Below are 19,699 nucleotides of genomic sequence, written 5' to 3' on the forward strand. Positions count from 1 at the left end.
GAATATACCTTTATTGTGAATCACCCCCGGTAAATGCTACGCGCTCACCGAGGGTGATTTTTTGCTGTTAGATTGATGTTTGACTTTATGAGCAGCGAGAAAATCTGACGCGCCCTGTCAGAATTTTAGCATAGTCATATCGTTTCTTTATCTTCTTCAACTCCAACGCTCCTTCCTCTGTGAGTGGTTTATCCGAACTAAGATAATCCTCATATGTATCCAAAGCCTATTTCGACAGCAGATTATCAATATAATATTTTGGTACTATTAAATAAAAGGAATAGAATATCGAAAATCTTTACTACGGCAAAATCGTTCCGCATGAATATGAAGTGGAACGCGGCAGTGAGTATGACGTTACTGCAAAGCTGGTAATTCGTCATGAGCAGGAGTTATCCGCTACGCTGACGGAGCAGCAAAAAGCTATACTTGAAAAAATCAAAGACAATCACACAGAGTTGATGAGCCTCGGCGAACGCGACGCGTTTTGCAAGGGTTTTTCGTTGGCTGTAAGGCTGATGATTGACGCTATGAACGGCAAGCTTTAAGGCACCCAATTTTGCCCTGTGTCGCGCAAATAAAAAGTGCGCAGTCGTACCCGAACAAGCCGAACAAATCCCTCACGGGCGATTTGTGGGCGATTGTAAGCGCTATTTCAGAGGGCGAAGAAAGTGCAGCGGATTAGCTCTGCTGCACTTTCGGTCATATCAGTTTTATCAGATTTTCATGGAGCATATAGCGCGATACGCCGTTGCTCTGCGGGTCTCGAATGATGACAGCGTCAAACTCCTTTGGCAGCCACTTCTTACTGAAAGTGCCATTGCCGAAATAAGCGTCAAAGTTCGTGACCGGCAGCACAACTTTATAGGAATCAAACGGTTTGTTGACTAAAAAATATTTCACCAACAATTCGGCGGCAGGTTGGGCAGAAGGAGCAACATGTGTTTTGATGTATTTGCTGATACTGACTGAAAGAGAAAAATCTTTGTTTTTCAGCATACCCAACTCCAGCGCATCGGCGAGAATATCGTCAAAGCGTAATATCCATGAGCCTATGGTTGTGTTTGAAAAAATCGGCACCTGAAATTGAATCACCTTTTTCTCCCATTCCTTGTCAAAGCCCTTTTTCAGCAATTCGCACTTTGAAACTGTCGTCTTGCTGACGTAATCGGAATTACTTTTGACAAAATCACAGATGTTATGAACATGACGGTAAAACCAGCCGCGACCGTCTTTGTCCACCAAACCAGGAAATTCTGTATGTAGATTGCTGAAATTGGTGTTTGCTTTCCAATCGTCTTTCTTTTCTGTCGGTAAGCTGCACCATGCCTGTAACGCTCCTTTCGCGCGGTCAATATCAGGCGTTTCCGATTCAAACATATATCCGCGCGCTATAATAGTCAAAACTCTGTGCAGTCCGATGTGCTTTATCAGCATATCAAAGGTAAACCGCCCGAGAAATGACATGTCACGTTTGCCGTGTGAGCAATAATTCGTGAACTGCGTATAAGATTTGAATTCATCAATTTCATTCAGCATTTTTCTTCACCCCTAATACATGCGAATAAACCGCTTCAGGCAGCAGCTCCCACAGCAACTCACGCTTTTCGAGAGCCACCACATACGGTACTGCTTTCTTCGGCTTGATGATTTTATCCATCAAAGCCCTGCACGCAACAGCAACCGCCTGGCGGTAACTTTGCGCGTGAGATTTATTCAAATATGCCTGCATCATTTCCGTGAACTCCTTCGAGTCGTTTGACCGGAGGAGTTTTTTGCGTTCTGTGGCGTTGTTTTCGTCATCAATATCGCAAATTAAGTCGCCAAACACGCGGTAACCGCCAAAGCGGAAATCTGCCAGTAAGTTATAATACTCTTCAAATTCAGGGAGAAACTCACTCAGAAAATCAAGCCGTGAATCCCTATCCATCAAATGCCAAGACTGATTTTTGAGTTCTTCTCGAATAGTAGAAATCCGTTCCGGCGATAGCTTTGAAAATTCGGCATAGAGCGCGTCGCTGTCAATCACATCTTCCTGCCCGCGTGAATACAAAATACGGTCAATATCGTTTTGACTTGCTTTATTCTTGATTGGCGCGCGGCAGGCACGGATTCTGGATAAAACCGCCTCATATTGCTGCAGCAAAAATCCGACGGAAGATAACATATTTGAGTCCAAACTATCCTTCCAATCAGACTTAGCCGCAAAGGTGAATAACTCGCTGTCCTTTGCCGGTTTCGGATTCAGCCGTTTTGTGTTTTCTTTTAATTTCTTGGCTAAATACGGCAACCGCTCCACATTCGAGGTCACTTTATCCCAATCGGTAGATGAAAAGAACTGCTTGATTTTCTTTTGCGGTGTGTCCTCATACCAAGTGTGATTACGGTCAAGCTCCAACAAGGATTTATATTTGAGGAACAAATTGTGTGCCCTTCGTTCTCTGACAAGGTATTCAGACAAATCAGGCTTCACGCCGCTTTTAACGGAATCTATCTCCAAGCCTGTCAGAATGGACAGAACCTCCGTCTGTTCACGGCAGTGCTGGCGTTCCTCGGCGTTGGAGTTTTCATCATAAGCGATAATGCTCCTGTCAAACGCAGCGTTACAAATTTGTCCGACACGCGAAGAAAAGGTATCGCGCACCGTTACGAACCGATCATGCCAGTCGTTGGCGTTTCGCATGACAGGTTCTTCTGACGGAATATACAGCAGAGGAAGATTGCTGCGGTCATTCAAATCGTCATATTCATAATTCCGCTTCACACATTCGTTAAGCAAATTGTCGGCAATCGTTTTTATCATATCGCCGTCAAAATCCGCACCTCCCAAACGCTGCGCCGCAAGGCTCTCGGGGTCAACCATTACAACGTCTGTCAACTGAGAAAGATAGTATTTTCTCATATTACTTGACTTGCCATAAAGCCTGAGCTGAATCTCCTCGTTTCGCGCTATATGCGGATTGCGCAGAAGTGTACAAACTGCGTCGGCATCATATGACGCCCCCGGCGAGTAAAAGCTGTTTTTCTTAAACCGCTCTGTCATTGCCACCGACCAAAACACGCTTTGCCGATGATCCCTTTTGCCACCGGAATCGATCATAAATATCAACAAATCCAGCAAATCATCTGAGAGAAAGCGGTTGTCGCCCTTTACCAACAGCCTGCCTAAACTGTACTGCCGAATCAGCTTGTCGGCGTTATCATTCAGCTCCTTGACACACGCCTTTTCATTGACAAACAAAGGATTCTTTTTAATGCACTTGCCAAGAGCGTTGCTTTTATCAATAAAATACTGCCTGCGAAAATCTTCATTCAAACAGAAATCAAAGTAGCGCTGCTCGGTTGCTTTTGTGATCCAATTACGGCTGTCAGCAGCAGGGCTGTTCTCCCAACCGTCAGGCAAATCAAGCGGACGAAATTCTTCTGCAGTCATAGACAAGGTATTGAGAAATTGATAATTCAACTCTGTGTGGTCATCGGGCTTCACCTTGCTGACATTGGTGATATACAGCGCATGATTGTACTTTTTGTAAATACGCAGATAATCATTCCAATCCATACCGTTTTCGGTCAGCCAGCCATAACCCTTAAACATACTCTGCGTGAGAATCATTTCCACCTGATCAACAGGATGGCAAACTCCCCATATATCCGTAATAAATTGACTACCGGCGCTTTTCAGGAAATCCTTGAAATTGACCTCATGAACCATACCCTTGACATACGGCATACGGATTTGGAAGGAATGGTGAATGTGTTTGCCGCAATAAATATTGTCAACTGCTTTCGCAAGTCGTTTGGAGATCAAACCTTCACCGTCATGGCGAAGAACCGTAAAGTCCCGTAATTCTTCCTTGCGGGTATATTTTTTGACTGCTTCGTTGACAGCAGTCCCCTCTACCGAAACGACTTTTGTATGTGCGCGGTAGGTTTCATTTTTTACAACAATCACACTATGAGGATTGGTTAAGTCAATATCTTCGATCCTGACGCCGCCTGACAGCATCAAGCCGTTATAGGCATAGAGCTTTGAGAGTTGACAGTCACCGACCACCATGTCCATCATGATTCGTCTGCGCACTTTATCGTAAACATCTGCGCGGATAAACGACAGCTTCGCCTGACGGCTCATACTGCCTGAACGCTCAAAGGCAAGGTAACGGTAAGCGCCGTTTCCGAAATCGAGCGTTACGCCATCAGGACGAAACATCGCTTCGGCTTTCTTCTGCCGTTCCATCATTTTCGGAGAGTTGCCCCGGTCAAAGATACCGTTGAAGTCAACATAGAATATCACGTCTTGCAAATCACAAAGGGCAGTTTCGCTTTGCGGAGGTTCAATATTGCTGCCGTGGAGAACACACATTGTCTGATAAAACAGTGCGTTGTCGTCCTGTTCATCGGCAGCTTCACGCATGATACACTTGCGCGTGTCCGGTTTGCTAAGATGAAATGTGTATTGATTGTTTTCCGCTCTCGCGTAACTGATAAGTGAACGCGCAGAGAGCATGTGGATTTTATATCGCGTATTCAAATTACATCACCTGCTATCAATATTATCATAAATCCTTTTGAAAATCAACCTATTTGCAATAAGAATACTACTCCCACTTTTAATGAGGTGGGAGTTTTGTATTTGCAAAAATATTTCCGAAAGGAGGAATTACCCATGAGTAATTCAAAAGACAACCTTGTACAGTATCCGCTTCCGTACAAGGTGGTGGACGGTTGCCTCTACAGAGAGGTTCCCGGCAAAAGCGGAATCACGTCTAAAAAACTCTGTAACTTTCTGCCGTACATTGTCAGTGAGGTCAGTGTTGACAACGGCGCGGAAGTAAAGACGATGCTTCGTTTAGGCGGCGTTCATTCGAGCGGCAGAGTGCTGCCGGAAATCGATGTGACAGGTGCTGAGCTCGGAACCTTCAACTGGCTGATAGAACGCTGGGGAGCGGATTGCGTTCTGGAACCGGAGAGAAGCGTTAAGGAATACGTCCGACATGCCATTCAGCAAACGGCAGAGATCACGGAGAGAATCCAATTCTATAACGTTACCGGTTGGAAGCTGATAGACAATCATTGGGAGTATCTGCTGCCGAATGACGGCAAGCATGATGTCAGCTTGAGAGGAAAACTCAGCCGTTATGAGAGGGCTGATAATTGGAAAATCTCGGATTTGGCAAATGTATTTTTGATGATAAACACAATGCCGTTTGCGCCTGCCGAAATCACGTTGCCGTTGTTGGCTTATACTTTTCTGACTCCGCTGAATGAGTTTCTTCATCAGGCAAACTGCGAGCCGAAATTTGTCCTCTGTCTGCTCGGCAGAACAGGTACGCGCAAGAGTACGCTCGCGGCATTGTTCCTTTCGTTTTTTGGAAGGTTCAACAGTTCGGATTTGCCGCTTTCGTTCCGCGACACGGCAAACAGTATTATGTACAATGCCTTTTCATTGAAGGACGTGCTGACCTGCATTGATGACTTTCACCCAAGCGGTAGAAAAGAGGCAGCAAAGCTAACTGAGACCGCACAGCTGATCATGCGCGGCTACGGCGATCGTATCGGCAGAGGGAGATTAAAATCAGATTCTACTCCAATGGAGTCAAGACCGCCGCAGGGCAACGCCATCATCACCGCCGAGCAGGCTCCCGACATTGGCGAGAGCGGTACGGCAAGATATTTTTGCTTGGAGCTGCGCGATGGAATGATCGATCTGAATAACCTTTCCAAATTTCAGCGTGAAGCAGAGAAAGGCACACTTCGCGGTTGTATGCTGGCATACACGGAATGGATAAAGAAGCGGCTTTTGAAAGACAAGGATACGGAGCGGTCATTCGTCAATCAGTTGAAGAAAAGCTTTCACAATTATCGTCAAGAGTTTATTGATTCAGGGATTCGTTGTCACGGCAGAGTGCCCGAAATCTACGCGTGGCTGATGATAGGAATGGAATACTTTTTATCCTTTCTGTTTGAGCATGATGTCATTTCCGAAGAAGAATATCAGGCAACTTTCATTCGGTGCAGAGATTGTCTTTATGAGCTCGCAAAAAAGCAGAGCAGTAGTATTGAGCAGGACAAACCGACGCACAAATTCATTCAAAAGTTATATTCCTTGATTGAAAGCGGACAGGTCGTTTTGCTTGATAGAGACCATCCGTTTGACTTCAAGCCCGTAAACTACATCGGCTATCAAGATGATGAAAATTTTTATCTAAATGCCGACATCGCGCACAAACAGGTGAAGCGGTTATGCAATGAGCAGGACGAAGCGTTTTCGATTTCCAAGAACGGATTGATAAAAGCACTCGCCGAGGAAGGCTTGACGATTTGCGACAAAGGCAAGAACACAAAATCCGTTCGAATCGGTGATAAGACACTTCGCTTTATCTGCCTGATCAAAGACAAGGCTGACGCTGTTGCTGCGTTGGCGCAATAAAGGGGTGACGCGGGTGACACAGTTTCAAAATCGCCGTCAGCACTGGATTTTTCCTTTTTCTGTCGGGGTGACAAATGTGCAGCATGTTGTATCTTTGTCGCTCCGATTTGTTTTTGAAAAAGCTGATAAACAGTGCGCTGAGATTAAATGTTGCTCCTGTTGCCCCAAAACACAGCATATCCATTCTAAAGAAACTGAGTATCAAATTCAAGCAGATATTGTCGAAGAAGGGGATATTTTTACACTAACATTTCTGTTTTATTGCCAGTTTCGCCTTTGTATTACGGCCGCCCTCTTTCGGGCGGCCGCAAAGGCGGAAGCGGGCAAGGCCCCAGACTGTGTCAAAAGCCACTGCCCGAACCTTGCCCGCTGTTGCCCCCAACCCCTTGAAGGGGAGTTTTATGAAAAAACAGCATAACATTTCTGTTACACTGCTCTAATTGCTTTTGTTAACTTTTTTATACCCAGCACCGAAAGCGCTCGTTTCATGTTAAAAATCAAGAAAGCGAGCGCAAATTCTCCATCGGTTAATGTTAATCCTTTTGTGAGCAGATAGTCGGCATGAAAAGCTCTTTTAACAGTGCCGAACGGGTGCTCCGACAAACATTTCCTCTGTTTGAGAAGTTCTTTATTGGGTTTTATTCTTACTTGTTTGACGTGAAGATTCTCAATATTGTATTCTTTTGAAAACTCACTTGGCAACATCCATACTTCAAATTGCTTTGCTGTTGCAGTAGTACAGCGGTGTTTGCATAATCGGCATTTACGGAAGTTATTAAATTTAGCGCTGTGTTTTGCAGTTCTGTAAGTTGCCGGATAAAGTATTTCACCCATGGGACATATACAAACATTACGCTCTTTTAGATATACACAGCGTCCATTCTGATGTGTTTCTGGCTTTGGCGTATCCTCATCTGTTTCCACGCAGATATCAAATTCTTCAATATCCATACAAACATTTGCGTTCATATTATCTGCGTAACATTCAGCAATATCAGTAGCAGAATTGTATCCTTTATCAGCAAGTAAATCTATCTTTGATTTTATTTTCAAATTATCTTTTGCTTCCGCGCCAACATCGTGAAGCTGCCCCATATCCGTTACCTGATTAGTGATTTTGTATGAAGCAATCAATCCATTTTTGCTGTCGACAGCCGTTTGAACATTGTAGCCGACAACTGTCTTTTTCATCGAATTGGTCATTCTTCGGCAATCGGGATCTGTTAAAGAAATCTGTGTTTCACCGCTCTCTTTTAAATCCTCGAGCATACCTTGATATTTATCACGACGCTCTGTAAGCTCACTAATTATTTGTTGAATGCTGCAATTTGTTCCGGTTTCGGATTCAGCTTCACCGTCATCGTTACTTTCAAGCTCAGACAAATATTTCTCAAGATTTTGATCAATTCTTGCGATTCTATCCTTTAGTTTTTCGGAATTAAAATTTCTGTCTTTGGAATTACATCCTGCAAATTTACTGCCGTCTATTGAGAAAAGTGTTTTACCGTATAATCCGCATTTAGCACAAAGAGTTACAAACGCCTTAAAAGTATTCTTAAGAGCTTTTGTATTGTCATGACGGAAACGAGCGATTGTTTTGTGATCCGGTCGAAGGTTTTTCATCAGCCAGATAACCTCAAGATTGCGATGCGTTTCTCGTTCAAGACATCTGCTGGAGCGAATGCGGTTAAAGTAACCGTAAATATATAGCTTGAGCATGTCCTGAGACGCATACGGTGGTCTGCCGGTTGAGTTTAGCTCAGAATGATTAAATCCCATAGCAGCCACATCAAGGCTGTCGACAAAAGCATCAATAACCCTTACCGGATTGTCCTCTGTGACATATTCATCTATGCTGGGAGGCAGCATTGATATTTGATTCCGATCTTCACCTGAAATATACTGCATACAAACAACTCCCTTGCATCTGTTTATTGCATCATTATTATACCATATTTTTCAGACTTTGTCTTTACTTTTGACACAGTCTCGCCCGCACCCCTTTATTAAAAGAATGGAGGTAATTATTATGAAAAAGCAAACAAAAACTGAAATCATTTCAACGAGAGTCACGCCGAAACAGAGAGAAATCATCGAAGAAAAGGCGTACTCTTCCTACCGGACGCCGAGTATGTATCTGCGAGACTGCGCGCTTGACAAAAAGATTATCGTCGTCAAAGGCGTAGATGACGTCGCCAATGAGCTGAGAAAAATCGGCAATAATCTCAACCAACTGACAAGAGCAGTCAACTCCGGCTACTGTTACGAAGTCGATTTGAGAGAAACGAGAGAGGAGGTGGCAAAGCTTTGGCAGTTGTTAAATTCGTTAACGCAGGAAGTCCGATGAACAATATTTTTGATTATGTCACGCGCCGTGAGGCGACGGAGAGCAAATTAATCAGCGGTGTTAACTGTTCTCCGGAGAGTGCGCTCGATGAATTCAGGTTTGTCAAGAAACGTTTTCACAAAGAGGACGGCAGATCTTACTACCATATCGTGCAGTCGTTCTCACCTGACGATGACCTCACGCCGGAGACCGCGCACGAGATTGGATTGAAGTTTGCGGAATACTTTCCCGGCTTTCAAATCCTTGTTGCCACGCACACAAACACCCATGCCGTCCACAATCATCTTATTATGAACAGCGTCAGCTTTGAGAACGGCAAAAAGTTTCACCAGAGCCGCAATGAAATGCTGCAGGCGAAGGAGTATTCCAATCAGCTCTGCCGTGAGTATGGGTTGAGTGTTATCGAGACAAAAACCAAGAATCCGCGCAACGCAAGATGGAAGCGTGACCTGATTGAAACCGCTTCCTACGCCATCGGCTGGTCGGCGACAAAAGAAGAATTCATCGAGTATATGCACGAGCACGGCTACGGTGTACAATGGGAGGACAAATATAAATATATCACCTTCACCACGCCCGAGGGCTACAAAGTCCGTGACAATAAACTTTTCGACGAGCGTTTTCTGAAAAACAATCTTGAATTGTACTTCGCCATGGGCGGCTGTGACGGCGCAATGCTCGATACCTATTGCGACTACGTCACGCCGTATCACGACGACAGCTTCACCATGACAAGCACTGAAGGACTGTTTAATCTCCTCGGAGATATTCTTTCATCTGTGCCTGCGGACTACTATTATCAGCCGCATTATATCAAAGAAATGAATACGATGGAGAAGTTGAGGTTGGAGAAAATCCTTGGACGAAAGATTTCCAACGTAGCCTTCCACACCTACTGCACCCGTGAGGACTACGAACGAGAGCAGGGAATTTCAATGTAAATGAAAGGAAACCCACTATGAAAATTGCTATTTACACCATCATCATACAAGGATAAGGAGGGAAACGGAAAAACAATTTGAATCTGTGATGCCTTATGGCATCGGAAAAGAAAGTTATAAATCAAGAAGATTTTGCCAACAATAAAACTGAAACCAATCCGAAGGGAGCAAAGACTACGGAAGCAGTTATCAGTAACGGTAACCCGATCGGCGACAGGTTGTGGCTGGAGCATTTTGCAAACGCACTGCATCATAGGGTATTCAATGATGAAGAATACCGAAAACTCATGCGGTTGATCGATAGGGAGCTGAGCCGGAAGTATAAAGGTAAAATCTGACAAAACTGGGAACAGCCTCCTAATGCAAAGGAGGCTGTTCCAAACTATAATAAAAGTATATTCTATTTTGACTGGACATTACCGAATTGTCGTGGTAGTGTTTGGGAAGGAGGTAAAATCAATGGATATATTATCTGTCAGAAATCAAATCAAAAGCGAGGGTATAAGCTTCAGGGATCTGCCTCTGCGCGTAGCGTTTTATGCCCGCGTCAGCACGGATTATCTTGAACAGCTCAATTCCCTTGAAAATCAGAAGCAATACTTTACAGAATATATCGGTGATATGCCGAACTGGGAATTCGCGGGAGGATATATCGACGAAGGACTTTCGGGTGTGTCTACTAAAAAGCGCGAGAAGTTCAATGAGATGATCGACGATGCTTTGGATGGAAAGTTCGACCTTATCGTCACCAAAGAGGTATCCCGATTCGCCCGTAACACGCTCGACAGCATACAGTATACCCGTCAGCTGTTAGCCAACGGCGTTGCGGTATATTTTCAGAATGACAACATCAACACGCTCGATGATGACTCGGAATTCAGGCTGACGATCATGGCATCTATGGCGCAGGACGAGAGCCGTAAAATCAGCTCGCGCGTTAAGTGGGGACATCATCAGGCGATAAAGAATGGCGTGGTGCTCGGCAACAGCAATATCTTCGGCTACCGCAAAGCAGACAAGAGGCTGTATATCGACGAGGAACAGGCTGCGATAGTCAGGGAGTTGTTCGAACTGTACGCCACCGGCAAGTACAGCATGAAGAACCTCGAAACCTACTTTTATAACAAGGGCGTTCGCAACACGCGCGGCAATAAGCTCGCGCACAATACGATGGCGAACATCATTCGTAACCCGAAGTATATGGGCTACTACGTCGGCAACAAAGTTCAGATAATCGATATGTTCACCAAAAAGCAGAAATTCCTGCCCGAGGAAGAGTGGGTCATCTTCAAAGACGAAACAGGGGAGACAGTACCGCAGATCGTATCGGAGGAGCTTTGGAAAAGAGCCAACGAAGTCCTAAAGGTCAGAAGTCTCGACGTTATCCAAAAGCAAAACAAGACCAACCACAATAATCTGCTTACAGGCAAGTTGATTTGCGCTCACTGCGGTAAGCCGTTCTACCGCAAGGATTCGGTCAGCAAAAAGGGAACGGCAAATTCAGCGTGGCGGTGTTCGGGTAAAATCAAAAACGGAGCGGAGAGCTGTCCGTCGATGACGATATACGAAAACGAGATCATTCCGATATTAGAGGACGTGTTCAAATCAAGCCAGCAGAATATCAACGAGCTGTCGGAACTCATTATGCGGTTGTCCGAGGAACTCCTTAACACCAACGAAGGCGCGAACCGAATAGAAACGCTCAACAAGAGCATCGCGAACGAACAAAAGAAAAAGCAAAAGTTGTTACAGCTCAATATTGAGGGACGGTTCCCGGACAGCGAATTTGTACGGATGTCTGCTGAATGCGACGAAGAGATCGACCACTGTCAGGAAGAGATCACCGCCATCACCGACCAAATGCAAAACAGAAAGGATGTTAACAAAGAACTTGCTGAGATCCGTTCCATCCTCGATCTCGCCGCCGAAAGCCTTAACGGAGACGAGCTTGATCGCAGCTTTGTGGACAGGTTCATCAAGCAGATACTTGTATACCCCGAAGAAAACGGAATGAGGCTTGAAATCGAGCTGAACGCAGGCGGAAAAGTCGTCAAAAACCTCGCTAAATCTATTGGTCGTACAGGGAAAACGAGCAAGCGTATGATTGAGTCATACGAGAACGGTATGAAGTAATTACGCCGAAAGCGTAAAATCATAACCTAATGAATAAACGGTTGTATCAGAGCAAACTTTGATACAACCGTTTTGCCGTTTGGCAGGAAAAACTCAAACTAAAAGCGGCGTTCCGAAACTAAATCGGAACGCCGTTATTAATTGCCTGATATTAAGTTTACGCTTCGGCTCTGTTGATTGCGTTAAGTACGCCGAGCACAGAAGCGACGTTTACGTTTGAATCAATGCCGATGCCGAAAATATTGTTTCCGTCGGGCTTCTTCAATTCAATGTAAGATACCGCTCTCGAATCCGAGCCGTGAGAGATAGCGTGCTGGCTGTAGTTGATGAACTCGTACTTGTCGAGACCGACCTTCTTAAGCGCGTTAAAGAACGCGTCAATCGGGCCGTTACCTGTTCCTTTAAGCTTAACCTCATCGTTATCACCGATTTTCATAATGCCCTTAAAGTGAACGTAATCTCTGCCGTTTTCGCTTTCCTCGTAAATCTTTCTGCTCTTGAGTCTGTACTTCATCGGGTGGTTGAGATAGTTCTGCTCAAATACCTCGTACAGCTCCTTCGGAATGAGCTCGCGCTCAAGCTCCTCACACTTCGCCTGAACAAGCTTTGAAAACTCCGGATGCATTCGTTTTGGCAAATCAAATCCGAAGTTATTGCTCATTACAAACGCCGCGCCGCCCTTGCCGGATTGCGAGTTGATTCTGATAATCGGCTCGTATTCTCTGCCGACGTCGGCAGGGTCAATCGGAAGATACGGAATTTCCCAGTACTCCGTGCCGCTGTCCTTCATGTACTGATAGCCCTTGTTGATAGCGTCCTGATGCGAGCCCGAGAATGCGGTGAATACCAATTCACCGATGTACGGCTGGCGCGGGTCAATCTTCATACCCGTGCAGCGCTCGTAAATATCGCGGAGCATCGGCAGGTTCGAAAAGTCGAGCTTAGGGTCAACGCCCTGGGTGAACATATTAAGTCCCATCGTAACTATGTCCATGTTGCCGGTTCTCTCTCCGTTGCCGAAAAGCGTGCCTTCAACTCTGTCCGCACCGGCGAGCAGTGCCAATTCTCCTGCCGCAACGCCGCAGCCGCGGTCGTTGTGCGGATGAACGCTGATGATAGCCGCCTCGCGGTTCTTCATATGGCGGATGAAGTATTCAATCTGGTCTGCAAAGGTGTTCGGTGTGCACATCTCAACGGTGTTCGGCAGGTTGAGGATAACGGGATTTTCCTTTGTAGAGCCGAGCTCCTCCATAACTCTGTCGCAGATTGCAACCGCGTTGTCAACCTCAGTACCGCTGAAGCTCTCGGGAGAGTACTCAAAACGGATATTTGTATCTCCGGTGTACTCGTCGGTCAGCTTTTTAATGAGCCTTGCGCCGTCAACTGCGATGTCGATAACGCCCTGCATATCGGTCTTAAATACAACCTTCCTCTGCAAGGTAGAGGTTGAGTTGTAGAAGTGAACAATAACGTTTTTAGCACCCTTAATCGCCTCAAAGGTCTTGCGGATAAGGTGCTCTCTCGCCTGAACAAGAACCTGAATCGTAACGTCGTCGGGAATGTGATTCTTCTCAATCAGCTCACGGCAAATCTCGTACTCGGTCTCCGACGCGCTCGGAAATCCAATCTCGATTTCCTTAAAGCCCATATCGCACAGCGCGTGGAAGAATTCGAGCTTTTCCTCAAGGTTCATCGGGTCAACAAGCGCCTGGTTTCCGTCGCGGAGATCCACGCTGCACCAAATCGGAGCCTTGTCAATGACCTTGTTCGGCCATGTTCTGTCGGGAATGTCAATTTGCTTAAAGGGAATGTACTTTTCAAATGACGGTTTCATATTTCTATGCCTCCATGTAAAATTACAACAAAAAAGCCCCCAAAACAACATAGTTGATTAAGGGACGAATAAATCGTGATACCACCCAAATTCAGCCGTACGTCACCGCACAGCCCTCACAGACTTCCAACAAAGTCCTGACCGATAACGCAGTCCTGCGTTCCGCGCTAAATAATTCACACGGAAAACTCGGGGATGAGCTATTCATATAAGCCCTCACGCCGCGCTTACACCAACCGCCGGCTCTCTTTGCTTACAAGCTTATATCTTGTTCCCGTCATAGTTTTTAGGGGTTATTTTTGTTATTAAACTTATTATATATATAATGCCTGATATTGTCAAGCGGTTAACGAAAAAATATTTTTTAAAAAATCAAAAAAAGATGTTGACAAATCGGGATGTGCGTTGTATAATAAAACACGCGCTTGAAAAGAGCGGCACTTCAAATGCGAATTTGAAAATGCTCCTAAAGGCGCTTAGAACCTTGAAAATTGAACAATAAGGAAAACAAGAAACCCGTAATGGCTTTGAGTTATTATACTCAAGAAATTACAGTTAGTACAAACTAAAATGTACAGTAAATTCACGAACGTGTCAGTATGATAAGTTCTGGATAAAGAGATTAAAACTCTGAAAAATGATTTGAACACCGAAAGGTGTTGAGATACAAATTTTAGAGAGTTTGATCCTGGCTCAGGACGAACGCTGGCGGCGTGCCTAACACATGCAAGTCGAACGGAACTATTTTGACAGATTTCTTCGGAATGATGGATTTTTAGTTTAGTGGCGGACGGGTGAGTAACGCGTGAGTAACCTGCCTCTAAGAGGGGAATAACGTTCTGAAAAGATCGCTAATACCGCATAACATATTGAAGTCGCATGACTTTGATATCAAAGATTTATCGCTTAGAGATGGACTCGCGTCCGATTAGCTTGTTGGCGGGGTAACGGCCCACCAAGGCGACGATCGGTAGCCGGACTGAGAGGTTGAACGGCCACATTGGGACTGAGACACGGCCCAGACTCCTACGGGAGGCAGCAGTGGGGGATATTGCGCAATGGGGGCAACCCTGACGCAGCAACGCCGCGTGAAGGATGAAGGTTTTCGGATTGTAAACTTCTTTTGTTAGGGACGAAATTTGACGGTACCTAACGAATAAGCTCCGGCTAACTACGTGCCAGCAGCCGCGGTAATACGTAGGGAGCAAGCGTTGTCCGGATTTACTGGGTGTAAAGGGTGCGTAGGCGGCCGAGTAAGTCAGATGTGAAATCTATGGGCTCAACCCATAAACTGCATTTGAAACTACTTGGCTTGAGTGAAGTAGAGGCAGGCGGAATTCCCTGTGTAGCGGTGAAATGCGTAGAGATAGGGAGGAACACCAGTGGCGAAGGCGGCCTGCTGGGCTTTAACTGACGCTGAGGCACGAAAGCGTGGGTAGCAAACAGGATTAGATACCCTGGTAGTCCACGCTGTAAACGATGATTACTAGGTGTGGGGGGACTGACCCCTTCCGTGCCGGAGTTAACACAATAAGTAATCCACCTGGGGAGTACGGCCGCAAGGTTGAAACTCAAAGGAATTGACGGGGGCCCGCACAAGCAGTGGAGTATGTGGTTTAATTCGAAGCAACGCGAAGAACCTTACCAGGTCTTGACATCCAACTAACGAAGTAGAGATACATTAGGTGCCCTTCGGGGAAAGTTGAGACAGGTGGTGCATGGTTGTCGTCAGCTCGTGTCGTGAGATGTTGGGTTAAGTCCCGCAACGAGCGCAACCCTTGCTATTAGTTGCTACGCAAGAGCACTCTAATAGGACTGCCGTTGACAAAACGGAGGAAGGTGGGGACGACGTCAAATCATCATGCCCCTTATGACCTGGGCTACACACGTACTACAATGGCCGTCAACAGAGGGAAGCAAAACAGCGATGTGGAGCAAACCCCTAAAAACGGTCCCAGTTCAGATTGCAGGCTGCAACCCGCCTGCATGAAGTCGGAATTGCTAGTAATCGCGGATCAGCATGCCGCGGTGAATACGTTCCCGGGCCTTGTACACACCGCCCGTCACACCATGGGAGCCGGTAATACCCGAAGTCAGTAGCCTAACGCAAGAGGGCGCTGCCGAAGGTAGGATTGGCGACTGGGGTGAAGTCGTAACAAGGTAGCCGTATCGGAAGGTGCGGCTGGATCACCTCCTTTCTATGGAGACCTGACTGAATGAAATAAATCAGTCTAACATCCAAGGTCAGCATTATGGATTTTAGTAACCTTATTGTTCAATTTTGAAGGTTCTGCCTTCAAAAAGATATGGGGGTATAGCTCAGCTGGGAGAGCACCTGCTTTGCAAGCAGGGGGTCTGCGGTTCGATCCCGCATATCTCCACCAGAAGAAAAGAATAATGAATATTGAATAAAGAATAATTAAAAATCTTTATTTTTTTAGGAGTTATCTTTTCAAATAACGGCTTAAGATTTGAGCCAAACCAATATGGGCTTATAGCTCAGCCGGTTAGAGCGTCCGCCTGATAAGCGGGAGGTCGGTGGTTCGAGTCCACTTAAGCCCACCAAACAAATTGATAATTGAAAATGGAAAGTGGATAATTAATTATCCGTTATCAACTATCAATTATCCATTTGTAAAGAGTACCTTGAAAACTGAATAAAGATAGCAGATAAAGCGAGAAAAGTATGTTTATCAAGTAAGGTTTAGTCAAACAAACTCAAATTACGAAGGTAAAAATACTGCAATTTCTGTAAGGGTGAAAAAGATTGTTGTAAAACAGCCTATTTTCAAACTAAAACGAAGAACCAAAGATATCTCATAAGAAATGGTCAAGCTACAAAGAGCACAAGGGGAATGCCTTGGCACCGAGAGCCGATGAAGGACGTGACTAACTGCGAAAAGCCACGGGGAGCTGTAAGTGAGCGATATATCCGTGGATGTCCGAATGGAGCAATCCGGCAAGAGGAAAGTCTTGTCATCATATGCTGAATACATAGGCATATGAGGGGAACCGCCTGAACTGAAACATCTAAGTAGGGCGAGGAAGAGAAATCAACAGAGATTCCGCCAGTAGTGGCGAGCGAACGCGGAAGAGGCCAAACCGAGGGTAGAAATACCTTCGGGGTTCGGACAGTATAATGCATTGAAGCGACTTAGCTGAATGGTATGGGAAGGCCAATCGAAGAAGGTGAAAATCCTGTAAGCGAAAAGTCAATTCAGCAGACTGTATCCAGAGTACCGCCGGACACGTGAAACCCGGTGGGAATACGGGGGGACCATCCTCCAAGCCTAAATACTACTCGGTGACCGATAGAGAAGAAGTACTGTGAAGGAAAGGTGAAAAGTACCCCTGACGGGGAGTGAAACAGAACCTGAAACCTTGTGTTTACAAGCACTGAAAGTCATTCAACGGACGATCAGGTACCTTTTGTAGAATGGTCCGGCGAGTGAATGTATTTGGCAAGGTTAAGCACTTAAGGTGCGGAGCCGCAGCGAAAGCGAGTCTTAATAGGGCGTAAGAAGTCAAATGTATTCGACCCGAAACCGTGTGACCTACCCATGGCCAGGTTGAAGTAAAGGTAAAACTTTATGGAGGACCGAACCGACTGTCGTTGAAATGCCAGCGGATGAGCTGTGGGTAGCGGAGAAATTCCAATCGAACTCGGAGATAGCTGGTTCTCTCCGAAATAGCTTTAGGGCTAGCCTTGATATAGATTACCGGAGGTAAAGCACTGAATTGGCTAGGGGCCGAGAGGTTACTGAACCATATCAAACTAAGAATGCCGGATAATTGTTTATCAGGAGTCAGACAGTGGGAGATAAGTTTCATTGTCAAGAGGGAAAGAGCCCAGACCCACAGCTAAGGTCCCCAATCATAGTTAAGTGGAAAACGATGTGGAATTGCTTAGACAACCAGGATGTTGGCTTAGAAGCAGCCACTCATTAAAAGAGTGCGTAATAGCTCACTGGTCGAGTGATTCTGCGCGGAAAATTTAACGGGGCTAAACTATGAACCGAAGCTTGGGATACCTATTAGGTATGGTAGGAGAGCGTCGTATACGGGGTGAAGTCAGAGCGAAAGCGCTGGTGGACTGTATACGAGTGAGAATGCCGGAATAAGTAGCGAGAATTAAGTGAGAATCTTAATGGCCGAAAGTCTAAGGTTTTTGGAGGAAGGTTCGTCCGCTCCAAGTAAGTCGGGAGCTAAGGTCAGGCCGAAAGGCGTAGCCGATGCACATACGGTTGAAATTCCGTAACCATCTGCAATTTAAGCAAAGGGACACTTAAGAAGGGTGTGACCCGGGCGTTGGTAGACCCGGGCGTAAGGGACCGAAATTAGAGTAGGGAAGCACACTTGGATTAAGGCGAGAAAAGCTTTGTGAATAGAAGCAGATGCCCGTACCGCAAACCGACACAGGTGGACAGGAAGAGAATTCTAAGGCCAGCGGGAGAAGGGTAGTTAAGGAACTCGGCAAATTGACTCCGTAACTTCGGAATAAGGAGTGCTCGAAAGAGCCGCAGAGAATAGGCCCAGGCGACTGTTTAGCAAAAACACAGGTCTCTGCCAAATCGAAAGATGAAGTATAGGGGCTGACACCTGCCCGGTGCCGGAAGGTTAAGAGGAGATGTGAGAGCATTGAATTGAAGCCCCGGTAAACGGCGGCCGTAACTATAACGGTCCTAAGGTAGCGAAATTCCTTGTCGGGTAAGTTCCGACCCGCACGAATGGTGTAACGATCTGGGCACTGTCTCAACTACCCACCCGGCGAAATTGTAGTACCGGTGAAGATGCCGGTTACCTGCGGCAAGACGGAAAGACCCCATGGAGCTTTACTGTAACCTGATATTGGGTTTCGGTAATCTATGTACAGGATAGGCGGGAGACTGGGAAGCTTGGGCGTCAGCTCAGGTGGAGTCAATGTTGGGATACCGCCCTTAGGTTTCTGGAATTCTAACCTGCGGCCGTGAATCCGGTCGGGGGACATTGTCAGGCGGGCAGTTTGACTGGGGCGGTCGCCTCCGAAAGAGTAACGGAGGCGCTCAAAGGTTGGCTCAGCACGGACGGAAACCGTGCCTCTGAGTGTAAACGCAAAAGCCAGCCTAACTGCGAGCGTGACGGCGCGAGCAGTAACGAAAGTTGGAGTTAGTGATCCGGCGGTATGTGAATGGAAATGCCGTCGCTCAACGGATAAAAGCTACCCTGGGGATAACAGGCTGATCTCCCCCAAGAGTCCACATCGACGGGGAGGTTTGGCACCTCGATGTCGGCTCATCACATCCTGGGGCTGAATTCGGTCCCAAGGGTTCGGCTGTTCGCCGATTAAAGTGGTACGCGAGCTGGGTTCAGAACGTCGCGAGACAGTTCGGTCCCTATCTGTCGTGGGCGCAGGATATTTGAGGAGCTCTGTCCTTAGTACGAGAGGACCGGGATGGACGTACCTCTGGTGCACCAGTTGTCACGCCAGTGGCACAGCTGGGCAGCTATGTACGGAACGGATAAACGCTGAAAGCATCTAAGCGTGAAGCCGACTCCAAGATTAGATATCCCATCGCGTAAGCGAGTAAGACCCCTTGAAGACTACGAGGTTGATAGGCTGCGTGTGTAAGCATGGTGACATGTTCAGCTTGGCAGTACTAATAGGTCGAGGGCTTGACCACAAGAAGTGCTGAGACGCTGAGCCCGGGAATAACGAACTGCGAGGACTAAGCTGTGGAATTGACAAAGTCAATGGAACAGATTAGACGAGTGGGAGTTATTTACGGAAAAGCGAAGCGTAACGAGGCATGACAATAATCAAGCAGCAAAAGAATACTTTGGTCTAATGTCAGTATTTACTTCTTTCTTTCTTATCTCTTCTTTGTTCAGTTTTCAGGGTATTTGCCCAACGTTCGCAGTCAGGCTTAATTGAAACTTTTTATGATACAGAGTTTGGTTTATTTGTTTACTATGATAGAGAGAGCCGACTTATGTATTAAGTAAAAGTTTTAAGTCGAGAATTGGACGTCAAGCTT

11 protein-coding genes, 2 tRNA genes, 2 rRNA genes and 1 other annotated feature are annotated in these 19,699 nt (G+C 46.1%); of the genes, 11 read left to right on the forward strand and 4 right to left on the reverse strand.

Features of this window, described 5'->3' with window-relative positions:
• Positions 1-287 precede the first annotated feature (287 nt).
• Positions 288-548 (forward strand): DUF6809 family protein, encoded by a 261-nt coding sequence (locus tag AB1I50_RS10210; RefSeq protein ID WP_407725339.1) that lies wholly within the window; start codon positions 288-290, stop codon positions 546-548.
• 154 nt (positions 549-702) lie between these two features.
• Here the strand turns inward: AB1I50_RS10210 and AB1I50_RS10215 are convergent, their stop codons facing one another.
• Positions 703-1,539 carry a hypothetical protein gene (locus AB1I50_RS10215; protein ID WP_407723918.1) on the reverse strand — a complete coding sequence of 279 codons (837 nt, stop codon included), beginning with the start codon at positions 1,537-1,539 and terminating at the stop codon, positions 703-705.
• Complete coding sequence (locus tag AB1I50_RS10220) at positions 1,529-4,531, reverse strand: hypothetical protein (RefSeq protein WP_407723919.1); 3,003 nt, start codon at positions 4,529-4,531, stop codon at positions 1,529-1,531. The genes AB1I50_RS10215 and AB1I50_RS10220 overlap by 11 nt, the downstream gene beginning before the upstream one ends.
• 135 nt (positions 4,532-4,666) lie before the next feature.
• Between AB1I50_RS10220 and AB1I50_RS10225 the strand changes: the two genes are divergently transcribed.
• The gene (locus tag AB1I50_RS10225) at positions 4,667-6,430 is read left to right on the forward strand and encodes a hypothetical protein (RefSeq protein WP_407723920.1); all 1,764 of its coding nucleotides are present in this window, start codon (positions 4,667-4,669) and stop codon (positions 6,428-6,430) included.
• A 13-nt stretch (positions 6,431-6,443) separates the two neighbouring features.
• Positions 6,444-6,848: a hypothetical protein gene (locus AB1I50_RS10230; RefSeq protein ID WP_407723921.1), complete on the forward strand. Its 405-nt coding sequence runs from the start codon at positions 6,444-6,446 to the stop codon at positions 6,846-6,848.
• 8 nt (positions 6,849-6,856) lie between these two features.
• Here the strand turns inward: AB1I50_RS10230 and AB1I50_RS10235 are convergent, their stop codons facing one another.
• The gene (locus AB1I50_RS10235; RefSeq protein ID WP_407723922.1) at positions 6,857-8,338 is read right to left on the reverse strand and encodes an IS1182 family transposase; all 1,482 of its coding nucleotides are present in this window, start codon (positions 8,336-8,338) and stop codon (positions 6,857-6,859) included.
• Between the two features lie 121 nt (positions 8,339-8,459).
• Here AB1I50_RS10235 and AB1I50_RS10240 point away from each other — a divergent pair, with 121 nt between their 5' ends.
• From AB1I50_RS10240 to AB1I50_RS10255, 4 genes are all read left to right on the forward strand, one after another.
• A complete protein-coding gene (locus AB1I50_RS10240) occupies positions 8,460-8,777 on the forward strand; it encodes a plasmid mobilization protein (RefSeq protein WP_407723923.1) in 318 nt (105 codons plus the stop codon).
• Positions 8,738-9,718 (forward strand): relaxase/mobilization nuclease domain-containing protein, encoded by a 981-nt coding sequence (locus tag AB1I50_RS10245; protein WP_407723924.1) that lies wholly within the window; start codon positions 8,738-8,740, stop codon positions 9,716-9,718. The genes AB1I50_RS10240 and AB1I50_RS10245 overlap by 40 nt, the downstream gene beginning before the upstream one ends.
• 95 nt (positions 9,719-9,813) lie before the next feature.
• Positions 9,814-10,056: a hypothetical protein gene (locus tag AB1I50_RS10250; protein WP_138156484.1), complete on the forward strand. Its 243-nt coding sequence runs from the start codon at positions 9,814-9,816 to the stop codon at positions 10,054-10,056.
• 121 nt (positions 10,057-10,177) lie between these two features.
• Positions 10,178-11,851 (forward strand): recombinase family protein, encoded by a 1,674-nt coding sequence (locus AB1I50_RS10255; protein WP_407723925.1) that lies wholly within the window; start codon positions 10,178-10,180, stop codon positions 11,849-11,851.
• A gap of 157 nt (positions 11,852-12,008) precedes the next feature.
• On the opposite strand, the gene leuA is transcribed toward AB1I50_RS10255, so the two are convergent.
• Positions 12,009-13,685, reverse strand: coding sequence for a 2-isopropylmalate synthase (leuA, locus tag AB1I50_RS10260; protein WP_407723926.1), 1,677 nt, complete (start codon positions 13,683-13,685; stop codon positions 12,009-12,011).
• 57 nt (positions 13,686-13,742) lie between these two features.
• Positions 13,743-13,975 (reverse strand) — a binding site (T-box leader).
• Between the two features lie 380 nt (positions 13,976-14,355).
• On the opposite strand from leuA, the gene AB1I50_RS10265 reads away from it, so the two are divergent.
• The 4 genes from AB1I50_RS10265 (at position 14,356) to AB1I50_RS10280 (ending at position 19,345) form a co-directional block, all read left to right on the forward strand.
• Positions 14,356-15,883 (forward strand): 16S ribosomal RNA (locus AB1I50_RS10265).
• Between the two features lie 110 nt (positions 15,884-15,993).
• Positions 15,994-16,069: transfer RNA gene (locus AB1I50_RS10270), tRNA-Ala, on the forward strand.
• Between the two features lie 104 nt (positions 16,070-16,173).
• Positions 16,174-16,250 (forward strand) — tRNA-Ile (locus tag AB1I50_RS10275).
• A gap of 263 nt (positions 16,251-16,513) precedes the next feature.
• A 23S ribosomal RNA gene (locus tag AB1I50_RS10280) occupies positions 16,514-19,345 on the forward strand.
• The 16S and 23S rRNA genes sit together here with 2 tRNA genes alongside, the layout of an rRNA operon.
• The last annotated feature ends 354 nt before the right edge of the window (positions 19,346-19,699 follow it).

The organism is Ruminococcus sp. NATIVEDY161 (genome assembly GCF_045819895.1).
Taxonomy (GTDB): domain Bacteria; phylum Bacillota; class Clostridia; order Oscillospirales; family Acutalibacteraceae; genus Ruminococcoides.

Excerpts from the sequence above, each read along its gene's own strand:
- AB1I50_RS10235 (WP_407723922.1), bottom strand. The coding sequence starts at position 8,338 with ATGCAGTATATTTCAGGTGAAGATCGGAATCAAATATCAATGCTGCCT.
- AB1I50_RS10250 (WP_138156484.1), top strand. The coding sequence starts at position 9,814 with ATGGCATCGGAAAAGAAAGTTATAAATCAAGAAGATTTTGCCAACAAT.
- AB1I50_RS10225 (WP_407723920.1), top strand. The coding sequence starts at position 4,667 with ATGAGTAATTCAAAAGACAACCTTGTACAGTATCCGCTTCCGTACAAG.
- AB1I50_RS10240 (WP_407723923.1), top strand. The coding sequence starts at position 8,460 with ATGAAAAAGCAAACAAAAACTGAAATCATTTCAACGAGAGTCACGCCG.
- AB1I50_RS10215 (WP_407723918.1), bottom strand. The coding sequence starts at position 1,539 with ATGCTGAATGAAATTGATGAATTCAAATCTTATACGCAGTTCACGAAT.
- AB1I50_RS10255 (WP_407723925.1), top strand. The coding sequence starts at position 10,178 with ATGGATATATTATCTGTCAGAAATCAAATCAAAAGCGAGGGTATAAGC.
- leuA (WP_407723926.1), bottom strand. The coding sequence starts at position 13,685 with ATGAAACCGTCATTTGAAAAGTACATTCCCTTTAAGCAAATTGACATT.